The following is a 13,565-nucleotide window of genomic DNA, read 5'->3' as shown; positions in this document are numbered from 1 at the left end:
CGCATCCGGCATCATACCCGCCGCCTGTGCCAGCACGCGAATCAGGCCGCGCCGACCAGCAATCCCACGGCGACGATCGCCAGCACGAGCGCGGCAATCGCGCCGAACCGGTAGTCGCGTTGATGCAGGAACACCCCTAACATCAATATAAGCCGCATTATCGGCAGCAGGATGAAAAGCGCGATGCCGACGGTCATGATCGGCATGCCGGCCGTGGCCGGATGCGCGCCGCCGTGCGTGCGCAGCGCGAGCAACGCGAGGGCCAGGCCGGTTGCGATCGTGCCGGTGGCGATCCACGTCCCGTAGTGCAGCAGGGCCGCGAGCCAGTGTTCGAGCCGCGCGGCGGTTCTCGCAACGTCGTGAGTAGGGTTAGCTGGGTTCACGTCGTTCATGTGGACGCGCCGAACAGGTGGACACCGAACGCTTCGAGCAGCATCTGCACGGCCAGCACCGCGAGCATCGCGACGAACAGCACGCGCAGCTTATCGTTCGACACGCGCATCAGCACCCGCGCGCCGAGCACCGCGCCGGCGACCGAACCCAACGCCACAGGACCCGCGATCGCCGGCACGATTTCGCCGCGCAGAAAGTAGGCGCCCGCGCTGGCCGTCGCCGTGACGCCGATCATGAAGTTGGACGTGGCCGACGAGACCTTGATCGGCAGGCGCAGTGCGGTGTCCATCGCGGGGATCTTCAGCACGCCGCTGCCAATGCCGAGCAGCGCCGAGATCAGACCGGCGCCGACCATCAACGAGAGGCCGAGCGGGAGGCGCTGCACGCGGTACGCGACGTCGCGGCCCAGCGCCCGGTCCGGATAGCTCGAATCGAGTTGCAGCGACGCGCCCCATGAACGGGCGTGCGCATCGCCGACGCTGGACGCCGCGAGCGCCGGATCGGCGCGGCGCGCGAGCATTTGCTGCGCCGACAGAACCAGGACCACGGCGAAGATGAAATAGAGCAGGGGCACCGGTACGAAGCCGCTCAGCAGCACGCCGGACAATGCGCCGAACGTGGTCGCCGTTTCCAGCAGCACGGCGAGCCGGACGTTGGTCAGCCGGCCGCGCAGGAAAGGCGCGGCGCCGCCGCACGAACAGGCGATCACCGACACGATGCTCGCGCCGATCGCGACATGGATGTCGAGGTGGCCGAACATCGTCAGGATCGGCACGATGAAGATGCCGCTCGCCATGCCGAGCATGCCGCCCAACGCGCTCGCGCCCAGCGACACCGCGAAGAGCCACAGCGTGTAATGCAGATCCATGACCGCCGCCGCGCCGTTCATGCGCCGCCCGGTTTGCGCCGTGCGAGGCGCGTGACGAACTGGATCTGATCGCCGCGGTAGTACAGCTTTTCATAATCGACCGGCCGATTGCCTTCGCAATACGACGTGCGCTCGATCAGAAAGATCGGACTGCCCGGCGCGATTTCGAGCGCGCGGGCGACGGCCTTGCTGGCGGCGACCGCTTCTAGCCGGTATTCGGCTTCGATCAGTGGCAGTCCGTATTTTTCTTCGAGCAGCGCGAAGATCGGCTCCGCCTCCAGATCGTTTTTGATGATCTTCTCGCCGATGTCTTTCGGCAACCAGGTTTCGTCGAACGAGAGCGGGGTGCCGTCGGCGATGCGCACGCGCTGGATGTGTACGACCTGTGCGCCCGGCTTCAGCGCGAGCTTCGCGGCGACGGTGTCGCCTGCGCGTTCGATTCGCTTCGCAAGCACGCGCGCGCTCGGTTTGCGGCCGTGCGTCTGCATGTCTTCGACGAAGCCGCTGAGTTCGGTGAGCGGCTGGGTCAAACGCGGTTGCGTGACGAACGTGCCTTTGCCGCGGCGGATTTCGATCAGCCCGCGTGCAATCAGGTTCTGCACCGTCTTTTGCAGCGTGGTGCGGCTGATGCCGAAACTCGCCAGCAGGCTCGCTTCCGGGGGCAATTGCGCGCCCGGCGGGTAGGTGCCATCGGCAATGCGGGCGGCGAGCGTCGCTTCGACTTGCGCGTAGAGCGGGAGCTGGGTGGGTAGATCTGCGGGCATAGTGGACATCATGACGTCATGATGTCTTGGCGTCAAGCTGTCGGGCCGTCAGCGGTCATGCCGGCTTTACGGTCGCCGCATTGCAGGAGATGCATTCCGGGTTGGCCGGGCGATTGTCGTCGATCACGCGAGAAGATTCGCTCACCCGGCCTGACTCGGCGGCTCGTAGAAAATTTGTGAATCGTACGAAAAACAACCTAGACTGAACACTTGAGCCTTCAGCCTGCGGAGAACCAATCGTGGATCGCGATTCTCGTCGCTGCACCTGCACGGATTCCCTTCATTCCGTGGAAAAAGGCCGACGTACAGCACTGAAATCAGGCATCGGCATCGCACTTGCCGGAGCGGTCGGCACCGTTGGGCTCTCGGTGTCTCCGGTCTCTCTGGCTGCGGCGCTCACACGAAAAGAGCGTGACAGTCTCACGCCTGACCAGATCATCGAAAGCATGAAGAAAGGCAATGAGCGTTTTCGTTCAGGAAACGCGCACCAGCACGACTATCTCGCCCAGAAGCGGGCAAGTGCCGCTGGCCAGTTCCCCGCCGCTGTCATTCTCAGTTGCATCGACTCCCGCGCTCCCGCCGAACTCATTCTCGATTCCGGTATCGGCGATACCTTCAATGCACGTATAGCGGGCAACGTCGCGAATGAAGATCTCGCCGGAAGCCTCGAATTCGCTTGCGCCGCAGCCGGCGCGAAAGTCGTGTTAGTCATGGGACACACGGATTGCGGCGCGATCAAAGGCGCTATCGACAACGTGCAACTCGGCAATCTGACCGGCTTGCTTGCGAAGATAAAGCCCGCCGTCGATGCCACGCAATATGAAGGCAAACGCACTGGCAGCAACATCGAATTCGCGGACAAGGTAGCAAGAGTCAATGTCCAGAACACGATCGACGACTTGCGCAAGCGCAGCGACATCCTTGCTTCAATGGAAAAGGATGGAAAGATAAAGATGGTGGGCGCGATGTATCACCTGAGCAACGGCAAAGTCGAATTTTTATCCTGATGCAGTTTCTGGGCGGGTTGCATCGAAAGCTCTGAGAGCGGATGCATGGCCGGCGATCCATTGTCGGTCACGGGAGGTGTGCTGCCGATTCGCTTACCTCAACCCACGTAAGCGCCGCCACCTAATGCAGCGCGCCCATCCGCACCGCTGCAAATACCGCCGCCAGCACCACCACAACGACCCCGGTAACAACAGCCAAACGATCAGCTAAAAGTCGGCGCATCGCAACTCTCCAGGACTGGAAGCTCTTCAAAACTAAACAAAGCTATACCGCTCCGAGTGATACCGGGCAAGCGGCACTTTCATCTCGCCGAGCGCGGTCTCAATCGCATCCATCATCACATCCGGGCCGCAAATAAAGTACTCGTGCTCCGCATACTCAGGCGGCAAATGCCGCCTGAACACTTCGGCATTAATACGTCCACGTTCTCCGCTCCACCCATCGGGCGGCTCGGAAAGCACATAAACGACTTTGAGATCGAGCCGCGTTTTCAAAGTCTCCAACTCTTCACGAAAGGTCAGCGACTCCCATGTCTTGCTGCCATACAAAAGAACAAGCGGCCGCCGATCTCCGCGATCGGCTAACGTACGGATCATGCTCATCATCGGCGTGATACCGATGCCGCCTGCGATCAGCACGTGCATGTCGGTCGGATGCCCAATCGTGAAAGCGCCATACGGTCCGTCGAGATAAACCCGCTGCCCGACCGACACCGTCTTCACGGCACTCGTGAAATCGCCGAGATCGCGGATCGTCATTTCAACGCGGCCGTCCGCCGCTTCCGCGCTCGACGAAAACGAAAACGGATGCCCGGTGATGCGAAACGGACTCGCCCATAACGTCAGCCAGCCGAACTGCCCCGGCTTGAAACGAAAACCCGCATGCCCGTCGGGCTGCATCACGAGCGTCGTGGTGTCGCCGCGCTCGGCGCGTACCTCGGCGACGCGATAAGGACGCCGCAGCATGAACAGGGGCTTGAACAGTCGCACATAAAGCAGCAGGCCGATCCAGAAGATCGTCATGCCGATCCACAACGCGCGCTTGAGCGGATCGACCAGATAAAAGCCCCAGCCGACCATATGCAGCATGCCGGCGGCGATCGCGAGCAACGCGAGCACGATATGCGACAGATGCCAGAGTTCGTAGCGCAGCCTCAGCTGCTTGCGCCACAGCGCCATGATCACGAGAAGAATCAGCGAGCCGATCGACAGTACCGCGAAGCGTGCGCCCCACGGAATGTCCCACACCGAATCGGGCAGCGCGAGCGACGGCGAGCGGATCGCGATCAGTATCAGCGGATGCGCGACGACGAGCCCGACCGCCAGCAGCGAGATGCGTCGATGAAAGTGATAGATGACGTCTTCGCCCCACGGTTCGGTCACGTGCCGGAAGCGCGCGGTGAGACCGAATTGCAGGCCCATCATCGCGAGGCCGGAATAGCCGAGCGCGACCGAGAACTCGGTGGCGAAATTGCGCGCGGGCGGCAGATTGCCCGCGAGCAGCGCGAACAGCGGCGCGAGAATGAACAGCAGATAGATGGCGGACCAGACGGCCTTGCGCAGGAGATCGCGACTCTGCATGAAATCCCTCTCTGTTCGAGCATTCAGGCATGTCAACCAAAGCGCCCACGCATCACGCGCGCAGCAGCACTTGCGTCACCCGCAGCGTCGAGCGTCGCGGCTGGCCGCTTTCATATGCAGGTAGTCAGCAGAAGTGCGGGCCCAAACGTAATCACCGTAGCCACCAGCGCCGCGATCAGAGTCCAGATGACCACGGTATGCATGAACGTGCTGATGCGTTCCGGACCGGGATCGCGAATCGCGGCGGCACGATAGCGCCACAGCCAGCCAATCGCGACCAGATGCAGCAGCAAAATGATCGCAAGGCTCACGCGCAGTGGACCGGTCGGCCACCCGAACGCGCAGCCGATTGCGTGCAGCGCGTACAGAATCACCAGCGCGACGCACCAGATCGTGAAGCCCACGGCGAGCCACCACAACCGCCGTGGTGCGAGCGGCCGCCCGTTCATGGCCGTGCTCCGAGCATCGCGACGAGTCCCGGCAACGCGAGCACGAGGCCCAGCGCGATGATGCCCGTCGCCAGCGTGTAATCGACCCATAAGCGCGTGAGACGCAGATCCGTGAGTCGTCGCGGGGAAATGAAGCCGGCCCCGACGCGCAGCACATTGCTGATCAGGAACAGCAGCCCGATGCCAGCATGAATGCCGACGTACGTGAGCAACGCCGCGGCCGTTGCGCCGAGCGCGTGCTCACGCGGATGCGGCATGACCCCGCCGATCAGCGCGACGTCGGCGCCGATCGCGGCGACCAGCGCGAGTACCGCGATGCCGATCCAGCCATGCACGCCACGGTTCGAGGCGGCGGCGCGCAACGAACCGCGCGCGGCAACCGCCGCCACGGCCAGCGCCACGACGGTGACGAGCGCGAGCAGGCGGCTCGGTTCGGGCGTCACCGCCGCCGGCCAGTTCGGCGCGGCGATCCATAGATAGAACGTGCCGAACACCAGCGACGTGAACAGTGTGCCGTTGGCCACCAGCGTGCAGATCAGCGCGAGCCACGCGGGCGCGCCGGCCACTTCGGTATGCGGCGGCACGCTGACGCCGCGGCCCACCGGCAGCGGGCCGTAGTCGCGCGCATGACCGGCGCTTTGACCGGCGTAGATGAACAGCCCGAAGGTCACGAACGCAAAAGCGAGCGACAGCAGATAGAACTTGAACAGCATCGCGAGCACCGCCGCGCAGGTCACGAGCGCGGTGACGAGCGGCAGATAGGTCGCGTTCGGCAGCACGATCAGCTGCTCGGGCTCGCCCGAAGTCATATGCACGCCGAGCGTTTCCTGCCAGCCGTTACGCGTGAAGCCGAGATAGCCGTCGCCGCGCGCGAGCAGTGCCGCAAGCTTGCCTGGCGCGACGCCGTCCGTTTCGGCGCCCACGCGCGGGATCGACGCGAACGCATACGGCGCGGGCGGAATCGGCATTGCCCATTCGAGCGTGGTCGAGTCCCACGGATTGCGCCGCACGCGCCGCCCGAAACGCACTTGCACGATGATGTCGATCGCCACCAGCGCGAACCCGATCGTCATCACGAAGCTGCCGACCGACGACAGCAGATTCAGCCAGTTCCAGCCCTCGTCGCCGCGATAGGTAAAGATGCGTCGCGGCATGCCGAGCAGGCCGGTCAGATGCATCATGAAGAACGTCATGTTGAAGCCGATGAACACCAGCCAGAACGCCGGCAGCGACAACTTATGCACGGCGCTGCGCCCGGTCAGCAACGGCAGCCAGTAGTAGAACGCGGCCAGCATCGGGAACGCGAGCGCGCCGGCCACCACGTAGTGCATGTGCGCGACGACGAAGTAGGTGTCGTGCGCCTGCCAGTCGAACGGGACCATCGCGAGCATCACGCCGGTGAGACCGCCCGCCGTGAACACGAAGAAGAAGCCGAACACGTACAGCATCGGCACGTCCCAGCGCGGGCGTCCGTGCGAGAGCGTCGCGAGCCACGCGAAGAACTGGATCGCCGTCGGCACCGCGACGATCGCCGAGCCGGCCGAGAAGAACGCGAGCGCGAGATGCGGAATGCCCACCGTGAACATGTGGTGGACCCAGATGCCGAAGCTCAGGAACGCAAGCGCGATGATCGCGACCACGATCGCGCGGTAGCCGACCAGCGGCCGCCGCGCGAACACGGGGATGATGGTCGAGAGCACCCCGGCCATCGGCAGGAAGATGATGTACACGTCCGGGTGGCCGAACAGCCAGAACAGGTGCTGCCACAGCAGCGGATCGCCGCCGCGTCGCGGGTCGAAGAAGGGCAGGCCGAACGCGCGCTCCACTTCGAGCAGGATCGAGCCGAGTATCAGCGGCGGAAACGCGACGATCATCATCATCGCGGTGACGAGGATGTACCACGCGAAGATCGGCATGCGATCGAGCGACATGCCCGGCGCGCGCATCTTCAGGATCGACACGACGATCTCCATCGCGAGCGACAGCGCCGAGATTTCGACGAAGGTGATGCCGAGCAGCCACACGTCGGCGTTGATGCCCGGCGTGTAGACGTTCGAGCTGAGCGGCGTGTACATGAACCAGCCGCCGTCGGGCGCGGCGCGCAGGATCAGCGAGACGGTGAGGATCGTGCCGCCCAGCAGATAGCACCAGTAGCCGTATGCGGTGAGGCGCGGAAACGCGAAGTCGCGCGTGCCGAGGATCTTCGGCGTGAGGTAGACCGCGAAGCTCTCCACCATCGGAATGGCGAACAGGAAGAGCATCATCGAGCCGTGCATCGTGAAGACCTGGTTGTAGGTCTCGGCGTCCATGAAGGCTGCGTGCGGCGTCGCGAGTTGCACGCGCGTGAGCATGCCGAGCACGCCCGCGATCGCGAAGAACATGAACGACGTGATCATCATGCGCATGCCGAGGACCGTGTGGTTCACGGCGGCGAGCCGCTGCACGCCGGGTCCGGTGGCCCAGATCGCGGCAAGCTGACGGTGCAGCCGCAACGCGCTCACGCCCTCTGACGGCGGCTCGACGGGCACACTCATTTCTTCACCTCCCCGGTGGCGGCCGCCTGCTTGACGGCGGCGGCATAGTCTTCCGGACGATCGACGATCACCGTGAAGTGCATCCCCGCATGTCCCAGTCCGCAGAACTGGTTGCATTGGCCTTCGTATCGACCGGGCTGATCGGCCTGGACGCGCAGACGCGTGGCGTGCCCCGGTATCGCGTCGATCTTGCCGGCGAAGCGCGGAATCCAGAACGAATGCACGACGTCCTCGCTGGTGACGACGATGTCGACCGGCGTGCCCGCCGGCAGGTGCAGCACGTCATGCGTTTCGAGGCCGCCCTGGTCCGGATAGCGGAAGGTCCAGTTCCATTGCTTTCCGATTGCGTCGACTCGCGTGGGCGCGTGGCCCGGCAGCGGCAGCAGCCGTTCGCCGGCAAGTAGCGCATAGCAGATCAGCGGGATCAGAACGACGGCGGGCAGCACGAGGCCGCCCAGTACGATCCAGCGCGCGGGCGACACGCGCGAACCCCAGCCCGGCCGACGCGTCACCAGCGCGAATAGCACGAGCACCAATACGAACAGCACGGCTGAGCCGGCCAGCATCGTCCACCATAGACCGGCGATCGACGCCGCCGCGGGACCGGACGGCGCGAGCGTCGACAGCGGACCGGCGCAGCCGCTCAGCGCCGCGCCGAGGCCCGCCGTCAATGCAGCTTGGACCGGTCCACGCAAGCGACTATGATGATTCGCACGATCACGCATTCGACGCGAGGAACAGCGACCATGGCAAAGAAAGGCGAAGCCGGATTCAAAGGCAAGAGCGAGGTGCTGCTGGAACTGTTGCGGCTCGATGCGGGTTCGGCCGTCGCCTTCGTCGGTCATCCGATTCACGTGATGATGGTGCACTTTCCGATCGCGTTCGTCGTCGCGACGCTGGGCATCGACGTTCTCTACTGGTGGTCGGGCGATCCGTTCTGGGTGAGGGCGGGTCTGTGGTCCGCCGGCTTCGCTTTCTGGAGCGGCGTGGGCGCAAGCCTCGTCGGCACCGCCGAGATTGTGCTCGTGCCAGGCATCCGCCTCAGGGAAGCGAGCTGGTCCCACGCGGTGGCCGCGATGACACTGGTCGCGATCGCGGGCGCCAACTGGGGCGTGCGCCTCTACTATCCCGAACAGATCCTGCCGCACGGGCTCGCCTTGTCGGCGCTCGCGTCGGTGATGACGGGCTTCGCCGGCTGGCATGGAGGCAAGCTCGTGTTCGATCATGGCGTCGGCATTCTGGTGTCGCCGAAGGACTGATGCAGCCAGCGGGCGAGTCCACCCGGCTCGAACAGATGCGGGGCGAACAGGGTTGAGTCGAGATGCGGCTTGGCCAGCACGATCCAGATGATCGCGACGATCACCAGTACATACGCGCTCGTCAGCGCGATCGAAGACAGCCGCCCGAAGTGTCCGTCGGGCAGGAACAGATGCAGCATCACGAGGCCGGCCACCACGTGCAGCATCGCCATGATGCCGACCAATACCATCTTCAGCGAGAACCATTCGACGAAGGTCGCTTGCAAAAAAATCAGCGCGGTGCCGCTCGCAATCGCGACGAAGGCAGCGGGAGAAGTCAGTTCCACATAAACCAGCCGCGTGATGCGATGCAGGCGGTCGAGGTCGGCGCCGGGCGTCAACCCGAGGCGCTGCCGGAACAGAAACGGCAAGACGATCAGTCCACCTGACCAGATGGCGATCGCGCCGAGATGGATGAACTTCAGCAGGGTCGTCACAGGGCGGGCTCTCTGACGCGCAGGCTCGACCACGCGAGCCACAGTCCCACCGCGAGATAAGGGATCATCGCGAGCACCCACATCAGCAGTCCGGCCAGTTGCTGATCGGCGAGCGGCGTGAGCCGCCACGCGGCGGTGCTGGCGAAATGCACGACGTACAGCGGCGCGGGAGCGAACACGATCAACGCGCCGAGCAGACCCATTTGCCCGATCGTCGCGACGAGCGCCATCAGGGCGGCGGCGGTGGGCACCGCAGGCGCGAAGACGCCGCGCCACATCAGCCATGCGCTGCCGAGCAGCGTCGTCTGCATCAACCAGTAAGCGGGCACCGTGGCGAGTCCCCACGTGTACGGACCCGGCGCATGCCAGAGCCACACGACGACCGCGTGCGCGGCAACCACGGGAACGAGCGGCGCATGACCGAGGCGCGGCAGCGGAAAGGCGCGCGCGAGCAGCGGCGCGACAGCCGCGATGAGAATGATGTGATGCGTGACGCGCGCCGAGAACAGGGCCGACGACAACGCGCACAACGGAGAGACGAACACGACGGCCATCAGCGCCAGCGCGGTCCAGCCCGCGCGCGCATCGGCGCTGCGGCCGCTCGCGATGACAAACGCGAGCGCGGCAAGCGCGGCGAGCAGCAGCGGGTCGGTGTTCCAGCGCAGCCATAGATCGGCGGGGATCGCGGCCGGCCCGCAGTACGCGATCAGATAGGGCATCGCGCGATGTGTTCCGATGGTCCGGCTTCAATCGCGCTACACGCGGCCTGTTTTCTTTTTCGTGACTCGCGCCCGTTGGTCTTGTGGGACACGTGAGCGTCTGAATGCGCGCTCACCGGGACACTTTCCGCATCTGTCATTTCCGTCACCTCGACGTTGTATCGAACGCGTTGGAAGAACCTGGAAAATTATCGAAACGGCTCGCGATCCAATTGACCGCCAATCTACTGTAGCGCAATTAACGCGCTTTAGGGACAGCTAGTCGGGAATAGGCGAGTCGCCCGGTTGACAACGAGCTTTCAAAGGACGCGCGATTCAGGCTTCCGGCGCTTTGCCGGTACTGTCCTGATCGGCTTGCCGGGCTTGCGCGCGGACGGCTTCCAGACGGTTCTGTTCCTGCTGGTGGAGCAACGCGGGGGACAGGAAGCAGCCCATCACCGCCGACAGAATGATGAAGATCGCGGCCGCATCGACCAGTAGTCCGAAGCGCACGAAGATATAGAAGCAGCACAGCAGATTCAGCAGGTGCAGCAACAGACCGATCACCGTCGCGCCCTTCGGGACCGCGCGGATCAGCACTGCGAGCCGCGATTGCCGGCGCGGCACATACCAGATGATCAGCAGGCCGACGCCCATGATGAAAGCGCTTTCGACCCACTTGAGCCAGGTCGGCCGGCGCAGGAAACGTCCCTCGACGATCGTCTCGATCACCTGCGCCTGAATCTCGATGCCCGGCACCAGTTCTCCCAAAGGGGTGGTGCGCATGTCGGTGACGCCGGCGCCGGTCAGTCCGACCAGCACCAGCTTGTCGTGGAAGCGGTCCGGATCGACCTTGCCTTGCAGCACGTCGCGTGCGGACACATAGCGGCCCAGTGTGGAGCGGATCGACGCGAAATGCAGCCAGATGTCGCCGCCGGGTTGCGTGGGCACCTGCACGTCCGCGACGCCGACGGCTTGCACGCCCGCCGCGTCCGTCAGCACCTCCAGTGCCGCCGAACCGGTGGCGACGCGCAGCATCTCCATCGGCAGGCTTGGCACCAACTCGTCGCGCAGACCCATGATGAGCGGAATATGCCGGACCACGCCCTGTTCGAGCGCGACGCTCAGCATCGCCTGGCCGTGCGCCGCCGCTTGCAGTTGCGGCAGGCTGGCGAGCACGTAGTCGTAGCGCAGCACGCGCGGCAGCGGGTCCGCGCCATGCACGAGGATCGGCGCGCTGCGCAGCATGATGCTGGTGGCGAAGGCGGCGTGATCGAGCGCGGCCGCGCCGAGGATGGTCGGCGCCGCGCGCAGCGAGCCGGCGAGAATCGCGTCGTGACTCGGCAGCGCGCGCAACCCGGCGGCGAGCGCCGCGGTGCTTGCCGTCTCCGGCAGATTGTCCGCGACCTTGTCGGGCGACGTTTGATCCGGCTCCGGCATGTAGAGATCGAGTCCGATCGCCAGCGGTTTGCTTGCGGCGATCGCGTCGATTAGCGCCGCGAGCCGGTTGCGCGGCCAAGGCCATTGACCGACGCTCGCGAGCGTCTCCTCGTCGATCTCGACGATCGTCACCGGCTGCGCGGTCGGTACGCGCGGGTGGTGGCGCTGATATTGATCGAACAGCAGTTGCCGCGCGGATTTGAACGAGTCGGGCAGGGTGTCGTCGAGCGTGGTCACGAAGGCGGGGCGCGCGAGGTTGCTCGGCCATTCGCTCGACAGGTTCAGCAGGCTCAGCGCGAACAGCACCGCGAGTGCCACCGGCCGCCCCTGGGCCGTCTTCAGCAGCGGCTTGATGCGGGCGAGCCAGAGGTCGTAATAGCGTTTCATCGAAGCGCGGGCCATTCAGCGCCGACGGCCGGTGCGAGTCATTGAATGGTGATGACGACTCGCCGGTTCATGCGATTGGGCACGCCGTCCTGCGTGGGCACCAGCGGCTCGCGTTTGCCCCGGCCCGCTGTTTCGATTTTGTCGACGGGGATGCCTTCCTTGACCAGAAACGCAGCCGCGCTCTCGGCGCGCCGCAGCGACAGCCGGTCGTTGAATTGTTGCGAGCCGGCCAGATCCGTGTGACCGATCACGACGACCTGCGGCGCGGGCCAGTTCGCGAGGACGGCCTTTATCTTCCTGACCGTGGCCGGCGATTCGGGCGCGAGTTCGGTGGCCGAGTCGAACAGGAAGAAAAGGGTGAAAGTCATCGGACGAGGCGGCCGGGCGGCGAGCAATTCGCCATAACGGGCTTGCACGGCGGACTGGCTGTCCATGGTCTTTTCGATCGCGCCGTTCTTTGTCACGTCGACGCCGGCGTAGGCCTTGTCGATGGTCTGCTCCGAGTTCGCGCTATGGACGATCACCGCGCCGACTTTGCCTTCGGGATCCGGCAGTAGAACGATGCGATCGGGCGGCGTGCTGCATCCGGCGAGCAAGGCCAGCATGACGAATGTGATGACGGCTGCCGCTGTCGAGGCCGCTGGCCGGGGATGGCGGAGGATCGCCTTCAACGGGAGTTCTCCCCCTGGTCGCCGACTTCGATGATGAACTCGGTGCCGCGCACACCGAGCGTGGTGGTCGGCGTGCTGAAGCGCACGGCATCCGGATTCGCCTTGGCCAGCTTGCCGGAGATCACCGCGAGCGAGCCGCGTTTGACGCTCGCGTTCAGCACGCCGTCGTGGGTCGTGCTGTTGAACGCGAACTGGTTGAGCTCGAGCGTGGTGTTGGCGCCCGCCGACAGCAAAGTCGCGTCGCGCAGCGTGACGCCGACCGACGACTCCGGCCCGGTCACGATGCGGTCGCTGCTGTACACGTCGCTGCCGATCGACGCGCCCGAGCTCGCGCCCGCGTGCTCGATCCGCACCGTGCCTTTGACGGTCTTGACGACGCCGGCGGCATCGGCGGGCTCGCCGGCAAGCGCGCCGGTGACGCTCACGCATCCGCATCCGCAGGCAAGAATCAACGCATAGGCGATGGATCGGAGAGGCATCGGCGGCACCTGCTGGCTGCTGGCGGAAACGCTAAGGTCCACGGGGCAGCGCGGCCTGCCGATGTCGACGTGGTGTGGCGGCCGGTTATGGCCCGACTGCTCGTGGAGCTGGGAGTGGCGAAGGACGGCAGAAAGGCGGGTCCAGGAGGGGCCGGGGAGGCGTTTCTGCGGTATCCAGCAGCGTAGGGCGGGTGTTGCGCGCGGCTCTGTGCGGTGGCGCGCATATGGGTGAGGGATGGGGGCCGCGGGGCGAGGTTCGGGCGCGCCTGCCAGGCTAACACCCGCCGAACGGGCGGTCTGGCGCGATGTCGTCGACAGTTTCCCCGGCTGACAGTTCAGGCCATGCGACCGACCACTGCCGATGGCCGCCCACTGCTGATGGCGAGCGGTGTCGCGGCGGTGCCTCGCCCGGAAGAAACAGGTAAAACACCTGAAATCACGCGCAACCTGGTAGCTCAACAATAAGCCATCATCCCCTCGACGCGCCCGGTTCAATCTCAAATCAACGCCGCACACATCCGAAGCCGAACAAACCAACCTCATTACGCTACCGCCCCAC

Annotated in this window: 14 protein-coding genes; 2 read left to right on the top strand and 12 right to left on the bottom strand. The window is 65.0% G+C overall.

The features are described from left to right. Positions 1 to 41 precede the first annotated feature (41 nt). Genes BGI01S_RS22195 through BGI01S_RS22185 form a run of 3 tightly spaced genes read right to left on the bottom strand, consistent with a single transcriptional unit; the run spans position 42 to position 2,025 of the window. A complete protein-coding gene (locus BGI01S_RS22195) occupies positions 42 to 392 on the bottom strand; it encodes a DUF1634 domain-containing protein (RefSeq protein ID WP_052400511.1) in 351 nt (116 codons plus the stop codon). Then, a complete protein-coding gene (locus BGI01S_RS22190; protein ID WP_042328296.1) occupies positions 389 to 1,261 on the bottom strand; it encodes a sulfite exporter TauE/SafE family protein in 873 nt (290 codons plus the stop codon). Before BGI01S_RS22190 ends, BGI01S_RS22195 begins: the two co-directional genes overlap by 4 nt. Before the next feature lie 17 nt (positions 1,262 to 1,278). Further along, positions 1,279 to 2,025: a GntR family transcriptional regulator gene (locus BGI01S_RS22185; protein WP_042328185.1), complete on the bottom strand. Its 747-nt coding sequence runs from the start codon at positions 2,023 to 2,025 to the stop codon at positions 1,279 to 1,281. 239 nt (positions 2,026 to 2,264) lie between these two features. Between BGI01S_RS22185 and BGI01S_RS22180 the strand changes: the two genes are divergently transcribed. Further along, complete coding sequence (locus BGI01S_RS22180; RefSeq protein ID WP_255219764.1) at positions 2,265 to 3,032, top strand: carbonic anhydrase family protein; 768 nt, start codon at positions 2,265 to 2,267, stop codon at positions 3,030 to 3,032. Between the two features lie 255 nt (positions 3,033 to 3,287). Here BGI01S_RS22180 and BGI01S_RS22175 read toward each other — a convergent pair whose 3' ends face one another. The 4 genes from BGI01S_RS22175 to coxB all read right to left on the bottom strand — a co-directional run bounded on the left by BGI01S_RS22175 (position 3,288) and on the right by coxB (position 8,291). Next, entirely contained in the window at positions 3,288 to 4,613 is a 1,326-nt protein-coding gene (locus BGI01S_RS22175) for a ferredoxin reductase family protein (RefSeq protein WP_052400510.1), read from the bottom strand. 110 nt (positions 4,614 to 4,723) lie between these two features. Continuing rightward, a complete protein-coding gene (locus BGI01S_RS22170) occupies positions 4,724 to 5,062 on the bottom strand; it encodes a hypothetical protein (RefSeq protein ID WP_042328183.1) in 339 nt (112 codons plus the stop codon). Beyond that, entirely contained in the window at positions 5,059 to 7,596 is a 2,538-nt protein-coding gene (gene ctaD, locus BGI01S_RS22165) for a cytochrome c oxidase subunit I (protein WP_042328182.1), read from the bottom strand. The genes BGI01S_RS22170 and ctaD overlap by 4 nt, the downstream gene beginning before the upstream one ends. Continuing rightward, positions 7,593 to 8,291 (bottom strand): cytochrome c oxidase subunit II, encoded by a 699-nt coding sequence (coxB, locus tag BGI01S_RS22160; protein WP_232624448.1) that lies wholly within the window; start codon positions 8,289 to 8,291, stop codon positions 7,593 to 7,595. Before coxB ends, ctaD begins: the two co-directional genes overlap by 4 nt. A gap of 51 nt (positions 8,292 to 8,342) precedes the next feature. Between coxB and BGI01S_RS22155 the strand changes: the two genes are divergently transcribed. Continuing rightward, positions 8,343 to 8,855: a DUF2231 domain-containing protein gene (locus BGI01S_RS22155; RefSeq protein WP_042328180.1), complete on the top strand. Its 513-nt coding sequence runs from the start codon at positions 8,343 to 8,345 to the stop codon at positions 8,853 to 8,855. On the opposite strand, the gene BGI01S_RS22150 is transcribed toward BGI01S_RS22155, so the two are convergent. The 5 genes from BGI01S_RS22150 to BGI01S_RS22130 all read right to left on the bottom strand — a co-directional run bounded on the left by BGI01S_RS22150 (position 8,819) and on the right by BGI01S_RS22130 (position 13,006). Next, positions 8,819 to 9,331 carry a CopD family protein gene (locus BGI01S_RS22150; RefSeq protein ID WP_042328179.1) on the bottom strand — a complete coding sequence of 171 codons (513 nt, stop codon included), beginning with the start codon at positions 9,329 to 9,331 and terminating at the stop codon, positions 8,819 to 8,821. The genes BGI01S_RS22155 and BGI01S_RS22150 overlap by 37 nt on opposite strands. Further along, positions 9,328 to 10,050, bottom strand: coding sequence for a cytochrome c oxidase assembly protein (locus tag BGI01S_RS22145; RefSeq protein WP_174447430.1), 723 nt, complete (start codon positions 10,048 to 10,050; stop codon positions 9,328 to 9,330). The genes BGI01S_RS22150 and BGI01S_RS22145 overlap by 4 nt, the downstream gene beginning before the upstream one ends. Positions 10,051 to 10,365: 315 nt before the next feature. Beyond that, positions 10,366 to 11,856, bottom strand: a complete 1,491-nt coding sequence (locus BGI01S_RS22140) for a CHASE2 domain-containing protein (protein ID WP_042328291.1) — start codon at positions 11,854 to 11,856, stop codon at positions 10,366 to 10,368. A 38-nt stretch (positions 11,857 to 11,894) separates the two neighbouring features. After that, a complete protein-coding gene (locus BGI01S_RS22135; RefSeq protein WP_042328178.1) occupies positions 11,895 to 12,461 on the bottom strand; it encodes an OmpA family protein in 567 nt (188 codons plus the stop codon). A gap of 62 nt (positions 12,462 to 12,523) precedes the next feature. Then, on the bottom strand, positions 12,524 to 13,006 hold the full coding sequence (locus tag BGI01S_RS22130) for a FecR family protein (RefSeq protein ID WP_042328290.1): 483 nt from the start codon (positions 13,004 to 13,006) through the stop codon (positions 12,524 to 12,526). Positions 13,007 to 13,565: the final 559 nt, after the last annotated feature.

Origin of the sequence: Paraburkholderia ginsengisoli NBRC 100965 (assembly GCF_000739735.1) — a bacterium.
Lineage (GTDB): Bacteria > Pseudomonadota > Gammaproteobacteria > Burkholderiales > Burkholderiaceae > Paraburkholderia > Paraburkholderia ginsengisoli.
The sequence above is the reverse complement of the archived record's forward strand: the minus strand, read 5'-3'. Positions and strand labels throughout refer to the sequence as shown.

What these genes read in the sequence shown, in the direction of transcription:
- BGI01S_RS22175 (WP_052400510.1), bottom strand. Translation starts at nt 4,613, where the DNA reads ATGCAGAGTCGCGATCTCCTGCGCAAGGCCGTCTGGTCCGCCATCTAT.
- BGI01S_RS22195 (WP_052400511.1), bottom strand. Translation starts at nt 392, where the DNA reads ATGAACGACGTGAACCCAGCTAACCCTACTCACGACGTTGCGAGAACC.
- BGI01S_RS22185 (WP_042328185.1), bottom strand. Translation starts at nt 2,025, where the DNA reads ATGCCCGCAGATCTACCCACCCAGCTCCCGCTCTACGCGCAAGTCGAA.
- BGI01S_RS22135 (WP_042328178.1), bottom strand. Translation starts at nt 12,461, where the DNA reads ATGCTGGCCTTGCTCGCCGGATGCAGCACGCCGCCCGATCGCATCGTT.
- BGI01S_RS22170 (WP_042328183.1), bottom strand. Translation starts at nt 5,062, where the DNA reads ATGAACGGGCGGCCGCTCGCACCACGGCGGTTGTGGTGGCTCGCCGTG.
- BGI01S_RS22155 (WP_042328180.1), top strand. Translation starts at nt 8,343, where the DNA reads ATGGCAAAGAAAGGCGAAGCCGGATTCAAAGGCAAGAGCGAGGTGCTG.
- ctaD (WP_042328182.1), bottom strand. Translation starts at nt 7,596, where the DNA reads ATGAGTGTGCCCGTCGAGCCGCCGTCAGAGGGCGTGAGCGCGTTGCGG.
- BGI01S_RS22140 (WP_042328291.1), bottom strand. Translation starts at nt 11,856, where the DNA reads ATGAAACGCTATTACGACCTCTGGCTCGCCCGCATCAAGCCGCTGCTG.
- BGI01S_RS22130 (WP_042328290.1), bottom strand. Translation starts at nt 13,006, where the DNA reads ATGCCTCTCCGATCCATCGCCTATGCGTTGATTCTTGCCTGCGGATGC.
- BGI01S_RS22190 (WP_042328296.1), bottom strand. Translation starts at nt 1,261, where the DNA reads ATGGATCTGCATTACACGCTGTGGCTCTTCGCGGTGTCGCTGGGCGCG.
- BGI01S_RS22145 (WP_174447430.1), bottom strand. Translation starts at nt 10,050, where the DNA reads ATGCCCTATCTGATCGCGTACTGCGGGCCGGCCGCGATCCCCGCCGAT.